The organism is Enterobacter sp. ECC-219, assembly GCF_043966805.1.
Lineage (GTDB): Bacteria > Pseudomonadota > Gammaproteobacteria > Enterobacterales > Enterobacteriaceae > Enterobacter > Enterobacter cloacae_N.
The window spans coordinates 1-15827 of sequence record NZ_CP143680.1 but is presented as its reverse complement, the minus strand read 5'-3'; the positions used below and the strand labels follow the sequence as shown (position 1 = coordinate 15827).

Genomic DNA, 15827 nt, shown 5'->3' with positions numbered 1-15827 from the left:
TTGTTTAACAATCTGCAGGGCGTACATGGGGTCGCTGAATTAGAGATCGGCACCCTTACATTCTTTATACTTTGGAGTTTGAAAATGTCTCTAAGCGTTGAAGCTAAAGCTAAAATCGTTTCTGAGTTTGGTCGTGGTACTAACGACAGCGGTTCTACCGAAGTTCAGGTTGCACTGCTGACTGCACAGATTAACCACCTGCAGGGTCACTTTGCAGAGCACAAAAAAGATCACCACAGCCGTCGTGGTCTGCTGCGCATGGTTTCTCAGCGTCGTAAACTGCTCGACTACCTGAAGCGTAAAGATGTTGCACGCTACACCGCGCTGATCGAGCGTCTGGGTCTGCGTCGCTAAGTCTTGCGAGTTTCAGAAAAGGGGGCCTGATGGCCCCTTTTTTCAACCAGACGGCAGCAATTCAATGGAAACTATTGTATTGTTGCTATAAATGATCTTCATTGCAGAGGTTCGCGCGGCTAATGAGAGGCTTCACCCATGGGGGTGTCGGTTGTCATTAGTCGCGAGGATGCGAAGAAGGTCGGGTTAAATCGACAGCACGCCGGTGGTGTGCTGTCATACATTTAAGAAAGGACAGAATTTTGCTGAATCCGATCGTTCGTAAATTCCAGTATGGCCAACATACCGTCACGCTGGAAACCGGCATGATGGCACGTCAGGCGACTGCTGCCGTTATGGTAAGCATGGATGACACCGCGGTATTCGTTACCGTTGTTGGCCAGAAAAAAGCTAAACCAGGTCAGGACTTTTTCCCGCTGACCGTTAACTACCAGGAGCGTACCTACGCTGCCGGTAAAATCCCGGGTGGCTTCTTCCGTCGTGAAGGCCGTCCAAGCGAAGGTGAAACCCTGATCGCGCGTCTGATTGACCGCCCGGTTCGTCCGCTGTTCCCGGAAGGCTTCGTTAACGAAGTGCAGGTTATCGCAACCGTTGTTTCCGTTAACCCACAGGTTAACCCGGACATCGTTGCTATGATCGGTGCCTCCGCTGCCCTGTCACTGTCTGGTATTCCATTCAATGGTCCAATCGGTGCCGCGCGCGTCGGTTACATCAACGACCAGTACGTGCTGAACCCAACTCAGGAAGAGCTGAAAGAGAGTAAGCTGGACCTGGTGGTTGCCGGTACCGAAGCGGCTGTGCTGATGGTGGAATCCGAAGCTGAACTGCTGAGCGAAGACCAGATGCTGGGCGCTGTGGTGTTCGGTCACGAGCAGCAGCAGATTGTTATCCAGAACATCAACGACCTGGTGAAAGAAGCCGGTAAACCACGTTGGGACTGGCAGCCAGAAGCGGCAAACGACGCGCTGAACGCACGTGTTGCGGCACTGGCAGAATCTCGTCTGAGTGACGCTTACCGCATCACCGACAAACAGGAGCGTTATGCTCAGGTTGACGCGATCAAAGACGAAACCATCGCCACCCTGATCGCTGAAGACGAAACGCTGGACGCTAACGAGCTGAGCGAAATTCTGCACGCTATCGAGAAAAACGTTGTTCGTAGCCGCGTACTGGCAGGCGAGCCGCGTATCGATGGCCGTGAAAAAGACATGATCCGTGGTCTGGACGTGCGTACTGGCGTACTGCCACGTACTCACGGTTCCGCGCTGTTCACCCGTGGTGAAACGCAGGCGCTGGTAACCGCGACCCTGGGTACCGCACGTGACGCGCAGATCATCGACGAACTGATGGGCGAGCGCACTGACAGCTTCCTGTTCCACTACAACTTCCCTCCGTACTCCGTAGGCGAAACCGGTATGGTTGGCTCGCCGAAGCGTCGTGAAATTGGTCACGGTCGTCTGGCGAAGCGCGGCGTACTGGCAGTAATGCCAGAAGCTGACAAATTCCCATACACCGTTCGTGTGGTTTCTGAAATCACCGAATCCAACGGTTCTTCTTCCATGGCTTCCGTATGTGGTGCTTCTCTGGCGCTGATGGATGCAGGCGTGCCAATCAAAGCCGCCGTTGCGGGTATCGCAATGGGCCTGGTGAAAGAAGGCGACAACTTCGTTGTTCTGTCTGACATTCTGGGTGACGAAGACCACCTGGGCGATATGGACTTCAAAGTGGCGGGTTCCCGCGACGGTATCTCTGCGCTGCAGATGGATATCAAAATTGAAGGTATCACCAAAGAGATCATGCAGGTTGCTCTGAACCAGGCTAAAGGTGCGCGTCTGCACATCCTGGGCGTGATGGAACAGGCTATCAACGCGCCACGCGGTGATATCTCTGAATTCGCTCCGCGTATTCACACCATCAAGATCAATCCAGACAAGATCAAAGATGTTATCGGTAAGGGCGGTTCCGTAATCCGTGCGCTGACCGAAGAGACGGGCACCACCATCGAAATCGAAGACGACGGTACTGTGAAGATCGCAGCAACCGACGGCGAGAAAGCGAAATTCGCGATCCGTCGCATCGAAGAAATCACTGCAGAAATCGAAGTGGGCCGCGTCTACGCAGGTAAAGTGACCCGTATCGTTGACTTTGGCGCGTTCGTTGCCATCGGTGGCGGTAAAGAAGGTCTGGTTCACATCTCTCAGATCGCTGACAAGCGCGTTGAGAAAGTGACCGATTACCTGCAGATGGGCCAGGAAGTACCGGTTAAAGTTCTGGAAGTTGACCGCCAGGGCCGTATCCGTCTGAGCATTAAAGAAGCAACCGAGCAGTCTCAGCCTGCTGCGGCGCCGGAAGCTCCGGCTGCTGAACAGCAAGGCGAGTAAGTTGCCATTTGCCCTCCGCTTCGCGGAGGGCCTGTTATCAGGCAGGACGCCTTGTTAAGCCGCCGGGGGACAGGACGTTCATCCAATAGTTGTCTTCGGGAGTGGGAAATGAAGCCTTTTTTGCGCTGGTGTTTCGTTGCGACAGCTTTAACGCTGGCAGGATGCAGCAACTCTGCCTGGCGTAAGAGCGAAGTCCTCGCAGTGCCATTGCAACCGACTTTGCAACAGGAAGTGATTCTGGCACGCATGGAACAAATACTTGCCAGTCGGGCTTTAACCGATGACGAACGCGCACAGCTTTTATATGAGCGCGGAGTGTTGTATGATAGTCTCGGTCTGAGGGCATTAGCGCGAAATGATTTTTCACAAGCGCTGGCTATCCGACCTGATATGCCTGAAGTATTCAATTACTTAGGCATTTATTTAACGCAGGCAGGCAATTTTGATGCTGCCTATGAAGCGTTTGATTCTGTACTTGAGCTTGATCCAACTTACAACTACGCGCACTTGAATCGCGGTATCGCATTATATTACGGCGGTCGTGATAAGTTAGCGCAAGATGATCTGCTGGCGTTTTATCAAGACGATCCTAATGATCCTTTCCGTAGCCTGTGGCTTTACATCGTTGAGCGGAAGCTCGATGAGAAGCAGGCAAAAGAAGCCCTGAAACAGCGCTTCGATAAATCGGATAAGGAACAGTGGGGATGGAACATTGTCGAGTTCTACCTGGGCAACATTAGCGAAGCAACGCTGATGGAACGCCTCAAGGCGGACGCAACGGATAACACCTCGCTCGCTGAGCATCTCAGTGAAACCAACTTCTATTTAGGTAAGTACTACCTAAGTCTGGGGGATATGGACAGCGCTACGGCACTGTTCAAATTAGCGGTTGCTAACAACGTACATAACTTCGTTGAGCACCGTTATGCATTGTTGGAATTATCGCTCTTGGGCCAGGAGCAAGACGACCTGGCAGAATCGGACCAGCAATAGCTGACGACATAAACATCAGCCCGTAATCTTTTGATTGCCATCACCTTCACTGGTGAGGGCGTTGTTGTTCGTCAATACACCTACTTTGAGCCGGTTCACACTTTTCAATGAAAATTGCTAATCATTTTCACGATGAGCTAAGTAGACTGGCCGCCATTGACATTGAGGCACTCGTACTACATGGCTGAATTCGAAACCACTTTTGCAGATCTGGGCCTGAAGGCTCCTATCCTTGAAGCCCTTAACGATCTGGGTTACGAAAAACCATCTCCGATCCAGGCAGAATGTATTCCGCATCTGCTCTCTGGTCGTGACGTGCTGGGCATGGCCCAGACTGGTAGCGGTAAAACCGCAGCGTTCTCGCTGCCGCTGCTGAACAACATCGATCCGGACCTGCGTGCACCGCAGATCCTCGTCCTGGCTCCAACCCGTGAACTGGCTGTTCAGGTTGCTGAAGCAATGACGGAATTCTCTAAACATATGCGCGGCGTAAACGTGGTAGCCCTGTACGGCGGCCAGCGTTATGACGTGCAGTTACGCGCCCTGCGCCAGGGCCCACAGATTGTTGTCGGTACGCCGGGCCGTCTGCTGGATCACCTGAAGCGCGGTACTCTGGACCTCTCTAAACTGAGCGGCCTGGTACTGGATGAAGCAGATGAAATGCTGCGTATGGGCTTCATCGAAGACGTAGAAACCATCATGGCGCAGATCCCGGAAGGTCACCAGACCGCTCTGTTCTCTGCAACCATGCCAGAAGCGATCCGTCGCATTACCCGCCGCTTCATGAAAGAGCCGCAGGAAGTGCGTATTCAGTCCAGCGTGACCACTCGCCCGGACATCAGCCAGAGCTACTGGTCTGTGTACGGCATGCGCAAAAACGAAGCGCTGGTGCGTTTCCTGGAAGCGGAAGATTTTGATGCGGCGATTATCTTCGTGCGTACCAAAAATGCGACCCTGGAAGTGGCTGAAGCCCTGGAGCGTAGCGGCTATAACAGCGCAGCGCTGAACGGCGACATGAACCAGGCCCTGCGTGAGCAGACGCTGGAGCGTCTGAAAGACGGTCGTCTGGATATCCTGATTGCAACCGACGTGGCAGCACGTGGTCTGGACGTTGAACGTATCAGCCTGGTTGTAAACTACGACATTCCGATGGATTCCGAGTCTTACGTTCACCGTATCGGTCGTACCGGTCGTGCGGGTCGTGCTGGCCGTGCGCTGCTGTTCGTTGAGAACCGCGAGCGTCGTCTGCTGCGCAACATTGAACGCACCATGAAGCTGACCATTCCGGAAGCAGACCTGCCAAACGCAGACCTGCTGGGCAAACGCCGTCTGGAAAAATTCGCCGCAAAAGTCCAGCAGCAGCTGGAAAGCAGCGATCTGGATCAGTACCGTGCGCTGCTGTCGCAGATTCAGCCTACCGCTGAAGGCGAAGAGCTGGACATGGAAACCCTGGCAGCAGCACTGCTGAAAATGGCTCAGGGCGAACGTAGCCTGATCGTGCCACCAGATGCACCGATGCGTCCTAAGCGCGAGTTCCGTGACCGTGACGATCGTTTCGAACGTCGTGGCGACCGCAACGATCGCGGTCCACGCGGCGATCGTCCAGAGCGTGGCGGTGAAGACCGTCCACGTCGTGAACGTCGTGACGCGGGCGATATGGAACTGTACCGCATTGAAGTGGGCCGTGATGATGGCGTTGAAGTTCGTCACATCGTTGGCGCGATTGCTAACGAAGGCGACATCAGCAGCCGTTACATTGGTAACATCAAGCTGTTCGCATCCCACTCTACCATCGAGCTGCCAAAAGGCATGCCGGGCGAAGTACTGCAGCACTTTACTCGCACCCGCATCCTGAACAAGCCGATGAACATGCAGCTGTTGGGCGATGCACAGCCACGTCCTGACCGCGGCGGTGAACGTCGTGGCGGTGGTCGCGGTTTCGGCGGCGAGCGTCGTGAAGGCGGCCGCAGCGAAGGTCGCGGTGGCGAAGGTCGTCGTTTCTCCGGCGAACGCCGCGAAAACCGTGGCCCGCGCCGTGAAGAAGGCACCAGCCGTCGTCGTTTCGGTGACGCGTAAGTCTTACGCACCGACGTAAAGTAAAATATACAGCCCCGATACACGCTATCGGGGCTTTTTTTATTCCCTTTGTACTCTTGTACTGGTACAGTGCGTCACACTAAAATGCAGAACCGCATGATTAACTGGAGACAAGGCTGTATGGCGACACTAACCACCACCCAAACGTCACCTTCGCTGCTTGGCGGCGTGGTGATCATCGGCGGAACCATTATCGGTGCCGGGATGTTCTCCCTGCCCGTGGTCATGTCCGGTGCGTGGTTCTTCTGGTCGCTGGCGGCGCTGGTCTTTACCTGGTTCTGCATGCTTCATTCCGGGCTGATGATCCTTGAAGCAAACCTGAATTACCGCATTGGCTCCAGCTTCGACACCATCACCAAAGACCTGCTGGGCAAAGGCTGGAACCTGGTGAACGGCCTTTCCATCGCGTTTGTGCTCTACATTCTGACCTACGCGTATATTTCGGCGAGCGGCTCGATTCTGCATCATACCTTTGCTGAAATGTCGCTGAACGTTCCGGCGCGTCTGGCCGGGCTGTGCTTTGCCCTGGGCGTGGCGTTTATCGTCTGGATGAGTACCAAAGCGGTGAGCCGCATGACGGCCATCGTGCTGGGCGCTAAGGTCATCACCTTCTTCCTGACCTTCGGCAGCCTGCTGGGGCACGTCACGCCCGCCACGCTGTTTAACGTCGCGGAAGTGAACACCTCCTACACGCCGTACCTGCTGATGACGCTGCCGTTCTGTCTGGCATCGTTTGGCTACCACGGTAACGTGCCGAGCCTGATGAAGTACTACGGCAAGGATCCGCGCACCATCGTGAAATGCCTGGTCTACGGCACGCTGCTGGCGCTGGGGCTGTATGTGATTTGGCTGCTGGGGACGATGGGTAACATCCCGCGTCCGGAATTTATCGGCATTGCGCAGAAGGGCGGTAACATCGACGTGCTGGTGCAGGCCCTGAGCGGCGTGCTGAACAGCCGGAGCCTGGATCTGCTGCTGGTGGTCTTCTCCAACTTTGCGGTGGCGAGTTCTTTCCTGGGCGTTACGCTGGGCCTGTTTGACTACCTGGCGGATCTGTTCGGCTTTGATGATTCCGCGCTTGGGCGCTTCAAGACCGCGCTGCTGACCTTCCTGCCGCCGATTGTGGGCGGTTTGCTGTGGCCGAACGGCTTCCTGTACGCCATCGGCTATGCAGGACTGGCGGCAACCATCTGGGCTGCGATTGTGCCGGCGCTGCTGGCGCGTAAATCACGTCAACGCTTCGGCAGTCCAAAATTCCGCGTCTGGGGTGGAAAGCCGATGATTGCCCTGATCCTGGTGTTTGGGGTAGGTAACGCGGTGGTCCACGTGCTGTCGAGCTTTAATCTGTTGCCGGTGTATCAGTAAATCGTGCGGCCTGATCCCCTCACCCCGACCCTCTCCCGAAGGGAGAGGGAGAAAACCGTAGGCCGGATAAGGCGAAGCCGCCATTCGGCAAAAAACTACCCTACCAACTCCTCTTTCACCTGCATCGCCAAATCAAACGAGTGCAAGCGCGCCTGGTGATCGAAAATCTGGCCGTTAACCATAATTTCATCCGCCTGCGTTTCACGCAGCACCGCTTCCAGCCCGTGACGCACTTTTGCCTTATCGCCCACCAGCGACATGCTCAGCGCCTGCTGCACGCCGTACTGCTCGGAGGCGGACCACAGCTGATGCATATTCTCCACCGGCGGCGGAAGCTGGCCCGTCTCACCGCGACGCAGCTTCACAAACGCCTGTTGCATTGAGGTAAACAGGAATTCCGCGTCGCGGTTGCTGTCGGCTGCAATGATGTTGATGCACACCATCGCGTAAGGTTTCTCAAGACGCTCGGACGGTTTGAAGTTCGTGCGGTAGAGATGCAGTGCCTGATGCAGCATATCCGGCGCGAAGTGGGAGGCGAACGCAAACGGCAGCCCCAGCTGTGCGGCGAGCTGTGCACTGTAGAGGCTTGAGCCTAACAGCCACACCGGGATCTTCTCGCCGTAGCCCGGTACCGGGCGCACGTGTGGGTTCGGATCGCGTGCGTCGAACCAGTCCACCAGCTCGGCCACGTCGCGCGGGAAGTTGTCGATATCGCCGCTCATATGGCGGCGCAGGGCGCGCATGGTCGGCTGATCGCTGCCTGGCGCACGGCCAAGACCCAAATCAATACGCCCCGGATAGAGGGTATTCAGGGTGCCAAACTGCTCGGCAATCACCAGCGGGGCGTGGTTCGGCAGCATTACGCCACCGGAGCCCAGGTGCAGGGTGGTGGTATTTGCTGCCAGATAGCCAATCAGTACAGAGGTAGCGGCGCTGGCGATGCCCACCATATTGTGGTGCTCGGCCAGCCAGTAGCGGTGATAGCCACGCTTTTCGGCGAGCTGAGCCAGATCGAGAGAGTGCGAAAAGGCTTCTCGCGCGGAGGAGCCTTGTGGGATCGGCGCCAGATCCAGCACCGAAAACGGAATGGTTTTGTCAGTCATAACAGCTCACTTTGTCGACGGTCAATCTTTAATACTGCATTAAAAAATGATAACCGTTGTTAACAAAGTGAGCCTTTTTTAGGCCTGAAGTTCCAGCCCGGCCAGACGTTTCCAGTAACCGTTGCAGTCGCTGTTTGCCGTCAGCGGCAGCGGCGACGCGCCGTTTTCGTTGGCGCGGAAGGCGTCCAGCATCGCGAACACGCTGGTATCCAGCGGCGACAGGCGCACCATGTCCACCAACCCGTCCATCGACGCCAGTTCGTTGCCGAGGTTATAGACATAGCCGCTCATGGTCTGAATGCCGTTCAGAACAAATACCTGCTGATTTTCCTGCGACAGCATGCTGCGCCCGTTCGGGTATTTGATACAGCAGGTTTCACATTCGTCTTTCGGGCGGTCTTCCGAGCGCGCGGTAAAGCAGCGAGCGGAGTAGGCCAGCGGCAGATGGCCGTAGCTCAGCACTTCCACTTCAAACTGATTGCGAATGCCCAGCTCGTCGCACTGGTTCAGCAGGTTTGCCAGCCAGTCGCGGGAGAGCTCCACCGGCATACACCAGCGTATCATTCCCTGTTTGAGCAGCAGACGCAGGGTGACGGCGTTATAGCAGTTCAGCGCATGGCCCGCGACAAACGGCAGCCTGCGTTCGGCGCACATGTTCACCACGCCCAGATCGCTCGCTTCCAGCAGAAACTCGCCGTTTTCGACGTAGCGCTTCAGCTCTCCCAGTTCGGACGAGGCCTGCACCAGCGCGAGCGTTGAAAGCACCACCTGTTTGCCGCTCCCGGCCAGGCTTTTCGCCATATCCAGCCAGTCGCCCACTTTGGTGGCGCGGCGTTTGCTGCACACCGCCTCACCGAGGTAAATCACATCGGCGCTGCTGGTGGCAGCCTGTTGGTAAAAATCTTCCAGCGTCTCTTTTGGCCAGTAGTAGAGCACCGGCCCTAATGAATATTTCATGGTTATCTCACTGCCATTTACGGTGATACGCGCCAAGCGTGGTTTGCGTGCCTTCGGACATCGATCCGAGCGTCTCCATCCACGCCGCTTGCGGGGCATAGTTCTGCGGGTCCGCCATGCAGCGGTCGATGGCCTGACGCCACACTTTCGCCACCTGGCTCACGTAGGCCGGGCTGCGCTGGCGACCTTCAATTTTCACCGAGGCAATATTGGCGGCCAGCAGCTCCGGCAGCAGCTCCAGCGTGTTAAGGCTGGTGGGCTCTTCCAGCGCGTGGTAGCGCTCGCCGTCGACCAGGTAGCGGCCTTTGCAAAGCGTCGGGTAGCCCGCGTTTTCACCGTCCTGATAGCGGTCGATCAGCACTTCATTCAGACGAGACTCCAGTCCCTGAGGAGTCTGCTGCCAGCGAACGAAGCGGGCAGGGGAGCAGGCCCCGACGGTATTCGGCGATTCACCGGTTAAGTAAGAAGAAAGATAGCAACGGCCTTCTGCCATGATGCACAGGCTACCAAAGGCAAATACTTCCAGCGGTACTGGCGTGACGCGAGCGAGTTGCTTAACCTGATGAATAGAGAGCACGCGCGGCAGCACCACGCGGGCTACGTCAAAGTTTTGATGGTAAAAACGCACCGCCTCTTCGTTTGTGGCAGATGCCTGAACAGAGACGTGGCGCTCAATATGCGGATAGCGTTCTGCCGCATACTCAAGCATGGCGAGGTCGGCCAGGATTAACGCATCGGCACCCAGCTGTGCTGCCATATCCACCGCGCGCTGCCAGCGGGCGTAACCGTCAGGATGGGCAAACGTATTGATGGCAATATGCAGCTTGCGGCGGTGCTGATGAACGAAGTTAACGGCTTCCTGAAGCTTTTTCTCCGTAAAGTTGAGGCCAGCAAAATGGCGGGCGTTGGTGTCATCTTTCAGCCCGATATAGACCGCATCGGCCCCATTTTCGATGGCCGCCTTAAGCGCCGGAAGGTTTCCGGCAGGGCAGAGCAGCTCCATAAATTATCCTGATGTAGTCGATAGCAAAATTGTTAACGAGCTGGGATTTTAATTAACCCATACGCGACAATTTTTGATTTAAGGCAGCTAATGGCGTATTGATGGCACCAATAATGAGGTACGTCGGACGACGGTTTGTTGATTTACGCCGCTATGTTGCGCTTCGGATATGGCAAAATAGCGGGACTATAGCTATCAGGGAGTAAAGCTCGTGCTGGATAAACTGCGTTCACGTCTCGTACAATTCGGTCCATCAATGCTGAGCGTGCCGGTCAGGCTGGCGCCGTTCGCGCTTAAACGGCAGGTACTGGAGCAGGTCCTGAGCTGGCAGTTCCGTCAGGCGCTGCAGGACGGTGAACTGGAGTTTCTGGAAGGCCGCTGGTTAAGCATTGAGGTTCGTGACATCGGGCTGCGCTGGTTTACTTCGGTTGAGAACGACCAGCTGATCGTTCGTGAGTCCGCCGAGGCGGATGTGAGCTTTAGCGCCAACGCCAGCGACCTGCTGATGATTGCCGCGCGCAAGCAGGATCCGGATACGCTCTTCTTCCAGCGCCGTCTGGTGATTGAGGGCGACACGGAGCTTGGCCTGTACGTTAAGAATTTAATGGATGCCATTGAGCTGGAGCAGATGCCGAAAGCGCTGCGCGTGATGTTGATGCAAATGGCAGATTTCGTTGAGGCGGGGCTGAAATCCCCGCCGGACAGTAAACACACTTCAGTAGGTGAGCCATGCTGATTCGAGTCGAAATTGGGATTGATGCACCGGGTATCGATGCGTTATTACGCCGCGCTTTTGAGAGCGATGCGGAAGCCCAACTGGTCCACGATCTCCGTGAAGACGGCCTGATCACGCTGGGGCTGGTTGCCACCGATGACGAAGGTCAGGTTGTCGGCTATGTGGCCTTCAGCCCGGTGATCGTTCAGGGTGAAGATCTTCAGTGGGTGGGCATGGCACCGCTGGCGGTAGATGAAAACTACCGCGGGCAGGGCCTGGCGCGCCAGCTGGTCTATGAAGGGCTGGACTCGCTTAATGAGTTTGGCTATGCCGCCGTGGTCACGCTGGGCGATCCGGCATTCTATGGCCGTTTAGGCTTCGAGCAGGCCGCGCATTACGATCTGCGCTGCCGCTGGCCGGGTACCGAATCCGCCTTCCAGGTGCATCGCCTGGCGGATGATGCCCTGAACGGCGTAAATGGTCTGGTGGACTACCACGATCATTTCAATCGCTTTTAATCAGGCTCTCGCGTAGCGCCTCAAAGGAGCCGTCTCCGGTTACGAGGCGCTCTTTCTGGCGCTTCGTCAGCTGCTTGATGCGGTATTCCAGCCTGAGCGCCAGCGAACGGTCGCCGACTGCCGCTGAGAAGGCGAGCTGTAATTCCCCTTTCCCCCGCAGCGCCTTTGCCCCTTTTCCCGTTTGATGTTGTAAAAAACGCCGCGCCACATCGGTAGTGATCCCGGTGTAGAGGGCGTTATCAGCGGTTCGGACAAGATAGAGAAACCAGCACACGGTAAACAGATTCAGTATGTTAAGGTGAACGCACCATAGCATGAGAGAGAACGAAAATGGAAACACTGGCCGCCATTAACCGCTGGCTGGCGAAGCAGCATGTTGTCACCTGGTGCGTCTACAACGAGGGTGAGATGTGGTGCGCCAACGCCTTTTACTACTACGATCCGGAGCGCGTCGCATTTTACGTCATGAGCGAAGACAAAACGCGTCATGCGCAGATGACCGGTCAGCAGGCAAAAGTCGCGGGCACGGTAAATGGCCAGCCGAAAACGGTCGCGCTGATCCGTGGGGTACAGTTTAAAGGGGAAATCCGTCGCCTGGACGGAGAAGAGAGCGACGCGCGTCGTAAGCACTACACGCGCCGCTTCCCGGTTGCCGCTGCGCTAAAAGCCCCGGTGTGGGAAATCCGCCTCGATGAGCTGAAATTTACCGACAACACCCTGGGCTTTGGCAAGAAGCTGCACTGGTTACGCGCCGAGCAGGCGTAGCGCTTCGCGGTTAAACGCCGGAAGATCGTCCGGTGTCCGGCTGGTGATCAGCTGGTCGTTGTCATTGACCACCTCCTGATCGTAAAACTCGGCCCCTGCATTTTTCAGATCGATAACGATCGGTTTCACGGCGGTAAGCTTACGCCCGCGAACAACCTCCGCGCTGATGAGCAGCTGCGGGCCGTGACAGATGGCAAAGACCGGTTTGCCGGTAGAGACAAAGTCCCGGGTAAAAGTCACGAAGCGCTCGTCCCCGCGCAGGGAATCCGGTGAATGGCCGCCTGGCAGCAGCAGGGCATCGAAATCTGAGGGGCTAACGTTATCGATGGTTTCATCGATGGTCACGGTCGCTTCACCCTTATGGCCTTTCACCGTTTTGCCCGCCTCTTTCTCAATGGTAATAACCTCGTGTCCCGCCTTGCGGAACGCCTCTGCAGGAGAGGTGAATTCTGAATCTTCAAACTCGTCGGTAATCAAGACTGCGATTTTCTTGCCCATGCTTCCTCCGTTGTTTTGGCTTCAGACTGATTTTTCTCCGCTTGTGGTAAATACTTACCTGTAACAGACTTCTAAGTGTGGTCGACCACGCTGAGTTCGCAAACGGACAATTCTGTAAAGGGGATAAGATGAGTCAGGTACTGATTACAGGCGCAACCGGGCTGGTGGGCGGGCATCTGCTGCGGCTGCTGATCCAGGACCGCCATATTAACTACATCGCCGCACCGACGCGTCGCCCGCTGTTGGACATCTCCGGCGTCTTTAACCCGCATGACCCCCAGCTCACCGACGCGCTGGCGCAGGTGCAGGACCCGATAGATATCGCCTTTTGCTGCCTGGGCACGACGCGGCGTGAGGCGGGCAGTAAAGAAGCCTTTGTTCATGCGGATTACACGCTGGTGGTGGACACAGCCCTTACGGCGAAAAAGCTGGGGGCAAAACATTTCCTGGTGGTCAGTTCGCACGGCGCCAGCACCGGCTCGCCGTTTTTTTACAATCAGGTGAAGGGCAAAATGGAAGAGGCGCTGATTGCCCAGAAGTGGGAGCGTCTGACAATCGTGCGGCCTTCGATGCTGATGGGGCACCGCGACGAACGGCGTTTTAACGAATCCTTTTTCGCCCCGCTGTTTCGCATCCTGCCGGGTAACTGGAAGTCCATTGAGGCGCGGGACGTCGCGCAGGCGATGCTGAAAGAGGCGCTGGCACCGTCGCAGGAGGGCGTCAATATCATCCCTTCGGCAAAACTGCGTGAAATCGCGCAGGGCGAGGCGTAAACTTCTCCGGCTTATTAAATAACACTCTCCGGGGAATGGTATGACTGGTCAGTCTTCATCTCAGGCGGCAACACCTGTCCAATGGTGGAAGCCCGCACTCTTCTTTCTCGTGGTCATCATTGGCCTCTGGTATGTGAAATGGCAGCCGTACTACGGCAAAGCCTTCACCGCCGCCGAAACGCACAGCATCGGTAAATCTATTCTCGTTCAGGGTGATGCCAGCCCGCTGAAGGCGGCGTGGGATTACGCCATGGTCTACTTCCTCGCGGTGTGGAAAGCTGCCGTCTTAGGGGTGATCCTGGGATCGCTGATTCAGGTGCTTATTCCGCGTAACTGGCTGGTGAAAACTCTCGGTCAACCGCGCTTTCAGGGCACGCTGCTGGGCACGATTTTCTCCCTGCCGGGCATGATGTGCTCCTGCTGTGCCGCACCAGTTGCGGCGGGTATGCGCCGCCAGCGTGTATCCATGGGCGGTGCGCTGGCGTTCTGGATGGGGAACCCGCTTCTCAATCCGGCGACGCTGGTGTTTATGGGCTTTGTGCTCGGCTGGCATTTTGCCGCTATCCGTCTGGTTGCCGGGCTGCTGACGGTGCTGGTGGTGGCGACGCTGGTGCAAAAGCTGGTGAAGGATACTGCCGTCGAACCCGCAGCCGTTGGTCTGGGCGTCAGCGAACCGCAGGGCGGTTTCTTCACTCGCTGGGGTAAGGCGCTGTGGCAGCTTTTCTGGAGCACCATTCCGGTCTATATCCTGGCGGTCCTGGTTCTGGGTGCGGCGCGCGTCTGGCTCTTCCCGCATGCGGATGGCGCGATCGACAACACGCTGATGTGGGTGATTGCGATGGCCGTTGCAGGCTGCCTGTTTGTGATCCCCACAGCGGCGGAGATCCCGATTGTCCAGACCATGATGCTGGCCGGAATGGGCACCGCACCGGCGCTGGCGCTGCTTATCACCTTGCCGGCAATCAGCCTGCCGTCGCTCATCATGCTGCGTAAGTCTTTCCCGGCGAAAGCGCTGTGGCTGACGGCGGGGCTGGTGGCGTTGAGCGGGGTGATAGTGGGAAGTATTGCGTTGATGTAAAAAAAAAGCCCGGTGGCGCTCGCGCTCACCGGGCCTTCAGTCAGGTGTGGATTACTTAATGTAGGTAAACGCGGTGGTGACGTGCTTCACGCCGCTCACCCGGCTGGCGATATCCGCCGCCGCTTTCCCTTCACGGTCGGTCACCAGACCCAGCAGGAACACTTCACCATTTTCGGTCGTTACCTTCACATTTGAGGATTTCACCTGGTCTGAGCCCAGCAGCTGGGAGCGGACTTTGGTGGTGATCCATGTGTCAGACGACGCGGTCCCCAGGCTGATTGGCTGACCCTGGCGGATTTCATTGAAGACTTCCGTGGTGCCCTCAACGCCCATTGCGATCTGCTTCGCGCGGCTGGAGAGCTCGGTATTCGGTGCCTGGCCGGTCAGCAGGACTTTGCCCTGATAAGCCGTCACGTTGATACGCGCTTCTTTCTTGATTTGTTCGTCTTTCGACAGCGCGCTGTTGACCCGCAGCTCCAGCGTACCGTCATCCACCTGTGTGCCCACAGAGCGCGGATCGGTCGCCGCTTTGGTGCCCACTGCAGCGGTACCCACAACAGCCGCAGCAATACATCCCTGAAGCAGTAATGCAGACATAAGGACTGCGAGGGTCGATAAAGCCTTCATAAAAACTCCTTAATCATCCTGGTGAGGGAAAAGCGTGTTATCGATCAAATCGCATAAGCAGTTCACCGTGAGCATATGCATCTCCTGAATACGTGCGCTCCGGTGAGACGGAATGCGGATTTCCACATCCTGCGGCCCGAGCAGACCCGCCAGCTCACCGCCGTCGTAGCCGGTTAAGGCGACGATGGTCATGTCGCGGGTAACGGCGGCTTCAACGGCTTTGACGATGTCCCGGCTGTTGCCGCGCGTGGAGATGGCCAGCAGCACATCGCCGGCGTGCCCCAGGGCGCGCACCTGCTTCGCGTAAATTTCGTCATGCAGACGATCGTTAGCAATCGCTGTTAAGACCACATTATCGGTATTAAGTGCAATGGCAGGTAAACTCGGGCGTTCTGTTTCAAAGCGATTGATCATGCTGGCAGCAAAATGCTGTGCGTTGGCGGCTGAGGTTCCGTTGCCACAACAGAGGATTTTGTTGCCGTTAAGCAGGGATTGCACCAGCGTCATTGCAGCGCGAGAGATCGCGTCCGGAAGGGCTTCCGCCGCGGCAATCTGAGTCTGGATGCTTTCTGTGAAGCACACTTTAATTCTTTCGAGCAC

At 56.6% G+C, this 15827-nt stretch carries 18 protein-coding genes; 11 read left to right on the top strand and 7 right to left on the bottom strand.

The genetic code is table 11. From position 1 onward, the window contains the following. The first annotated feature begins 84 nt into the window (after positions 1-84). From rpsO to mtr, 6 genes are all read left to right on the top strand, one after another. A complete protein-coding gene (rpsO, locus tag V1603_RS00090; RefSeq protein ID WP_003861789.1) occupies positions 85-354 on the top strand; it encodes a 30S ribosomal protein S15 in 270 nt (89 codons plus the stop codon). A 242-nt stretch (positions 355-596) separates the two neighbouring features. Continuing rightward, entirely contained in the window at positions 597-2735 is a 2139-nt protein-coding gene (gene pnp, locus V1603_RS00085) for a polyribonucleotide nucleotidyltransferase (protein WP_116342261.1), read from the top strand. Between the two features lie 108 nt (positions 2736-2843). Next, positions 2844-3728, top strand: coding sequence for a lipoprotein NlpI (gene nlpI / locus V1603_RS00080; protein ID WP_061096959.1), 885 nt, complete (start codon positions 2844-2846; stop codon positions 3726-3728). A 107-nt stretch (positions 3729-3835) separates the two neighbouring features. Then, positions 3836-3916 (top strand): protein YrbN, encoded by an 81-nt coding sequence (gene yrbN / locus V1603_RS00075; RefSeq protein WP_100122156.1) that lies wholly within the window; start codon positions 3836-3838, stop codon positions 3914-3916. Beyond that, positions 3909-5804 (top strand): DEAD/DEAH family ATP-dependent RNA helicase, encoded by a 1896-nt coding sequence (locus V1603_RS00070; RefSeq protein ID WP_116342259.1) that lies wholly within the window; start codon positions 3909-3911, stop codon positions 5802-5804. The genes yrbN and V1603_RS00070 overlap by 8 nt, the downstream gene beginning before the upstream one ends. Before the next feature lie 141 nt (positions 5805-5945). Continuing rightward, entirely contained in the window at positions 5946-7190 is a 1245-nt protein-coding gene (gene mtr, locus V1603_RS00065) for a tryptophan permease (RefSeq protein WP_116342257.1), read from the top strand. A 95-nt stretch (positions 7191-7285) separates the two neighbouring features. Here the strand turns inward: mtr and V1603_RS00060 are convergent, their stop codons facing one another. The 3 genes from V1603_RS00060 to V1603_RS00050 form a co-directional block, all read right to left on the bottom strand. Then, a complete protein-coding gene (locus V1603_RS00060) occupies positions 7286-8293 on the bottom strand; it encodes an LLM class flavin-dependent oxidoreductase (RefSeq protein WP_023307059.1) in 1008 nt (335 codons plus the stop codon). 78 nt (positions 8294-8371) lie between these two features. Then, entirely contained in the window at positions 8372-9250 is an 879-nt protein-coding gene (locus V1603_RS00055) for a U32 family peptidase (protein WP_163329746.1), read from the bottom strand. A gap of 7 nt (positions 9251-9257) precedes the next feature. Further along, positions 9258-10253 carry a peptidase U32 family protein gene (locus tag V1603_RS00050; RefSeq protein WP_042715087.1) on the bottom strand — a complete coding sequence of 332 codons (996 nt, stop codon included), beginning with the start codon at positions 10251-10253 and terminating at the stop codon, positions 9258-9260. A 211-nt stretch (positions 10254-10464) separates the two neighbouring features. Here V1603_RS00050 and V1603_RS00045 point away from each other — a divergent pair, with 211 nt between their 5' ends. Then, the gene (locus tag V1603_RS00045) at positions 10465-10989 is read left to right on the top strand and encodes an SCP2 domain-containing protein (RefSeq protein WP_028014541.1); all 525 of its coding nucleotides are present in this window, start codon (positions 10465-10467) and stop codon (positions 10987-10989) included. After that, a complete protein-coding gene (locus tag V1603_RS00040; RefSeq protein WP_028014540.1) occupies positions 10983-11486 on the top strand; it encodes a GNAT family N-acetyltransferase in 504 nt (167 codons plus the stop codon). Before V1603_RS00045 ends, V1603_RS00040 begins: the two co-directional genes overlap by 7 nt. Here V1603_RS00040 and V1603_RS00035 read toward each other — a convergent pair. After that, positions 11473-11802 (bottom strand): GIY-YIG nuclease family protein, encoded by a 330-nt coding sequence (locus V1603_RS00035; RefSeq protein ID WP_045260079.1) that lies wholly within the window; start codon positions 11800-11802, stop codon positions 11473-11475. The genes V1603_RS00040 and V1603_RS00035 overlap by 14 nt on opposite strands. A gap of 14 nt (positions 11803-11816) precedes the next feature. Here V1603_RS00035 and V1603_RS00030 point away from each other — a divergent pair, with 14 nt between their 5' ends. Then, positions 11817-12251 carry a YhbP family protein gene (locus V1603_RS00030; RefSeq protein ID WP_116342251.1) on the top strand — a complete coding sequence of 145 codons (435 nt, stop codon included), beginning with the start codon at positions 11817-11819 and terminating at the stop codon, positions 12249-12251. Here V1603_RS00030 and V1603_RS00025 read toward each other — a convergent pair. Continuing rightward, on the bottom strand, positions 12231-12749 hold the full coding sequence (locus V1603_RS00025) for a type 1 glutamine amidotransferase domain-containing protein (RefSeq protein WP_116342248.1): 519 nt from the start codon (positions 12747-12749) through the stop codon (positions 12231-12233). The genes V1603_RS00030 and V1603_RS00025 overlap by 21 nt on opposite strands. A 128-nt stretch (positions 12750-12877) precedes the next feature. Between V1603_RS00025 and V1603_RS00020 the strand changes: the two genes are divergently transcribed. Both V1603_RS00020 and V1603_RS00015 read left to right on the top strand, forming a co-directional pair. Beyond that, a complete protein-coding gene (locus V1603_RS00020; RefSeq protein ID WP_166712437.1) occupies positions 12878-13522 on the top strand; it encodes an NAD(P)H-binding protein in 645 nt (214 codons plus the stop codon). 40 nt (positions 13523-13562) lie between these two features. Beyond that, complete coding sequence (locus V1603_RS00015; RefSeq protein WP_395313361.1) at positions 13563-14600, top strand: permease; 1038 nt, start codon at positions 13563-13565, stop codon at positions 14598-14600. Positions 14601-14651: 51 nt separating this feature from the next. Here the strand turns inward: V1603_RS00015 and dolP are convergent, their stop codons facing one another. Together dolP and diaA are read right to left on the bottom strand one after the other, a co-directional pair. After that, entirely contained in the window at positions 14652-15227 is a 576-nt protein-coding gene (dolP, locus tag V1603_RS00010) for a division/outer membrane stress-associated lipid-binding lipoprotein (RefSeq protein ID WP_028014534.1), read from the bottom strand. 9 nt (positions 15228-15236) lie between these two features. Next, positions 15237-15827 carry a DnaA initiator-associating protein DiaA gene (diaA, locus tag V1603_RS00005; RefSeq protein ID WP_003861754.1) on the bottom strand — a complete coding sequence of 197 codons (591 nt, stop codon included), beginning with the start codon at positions 15825-15827 and terminating at the stop codon, positions 15237-15239.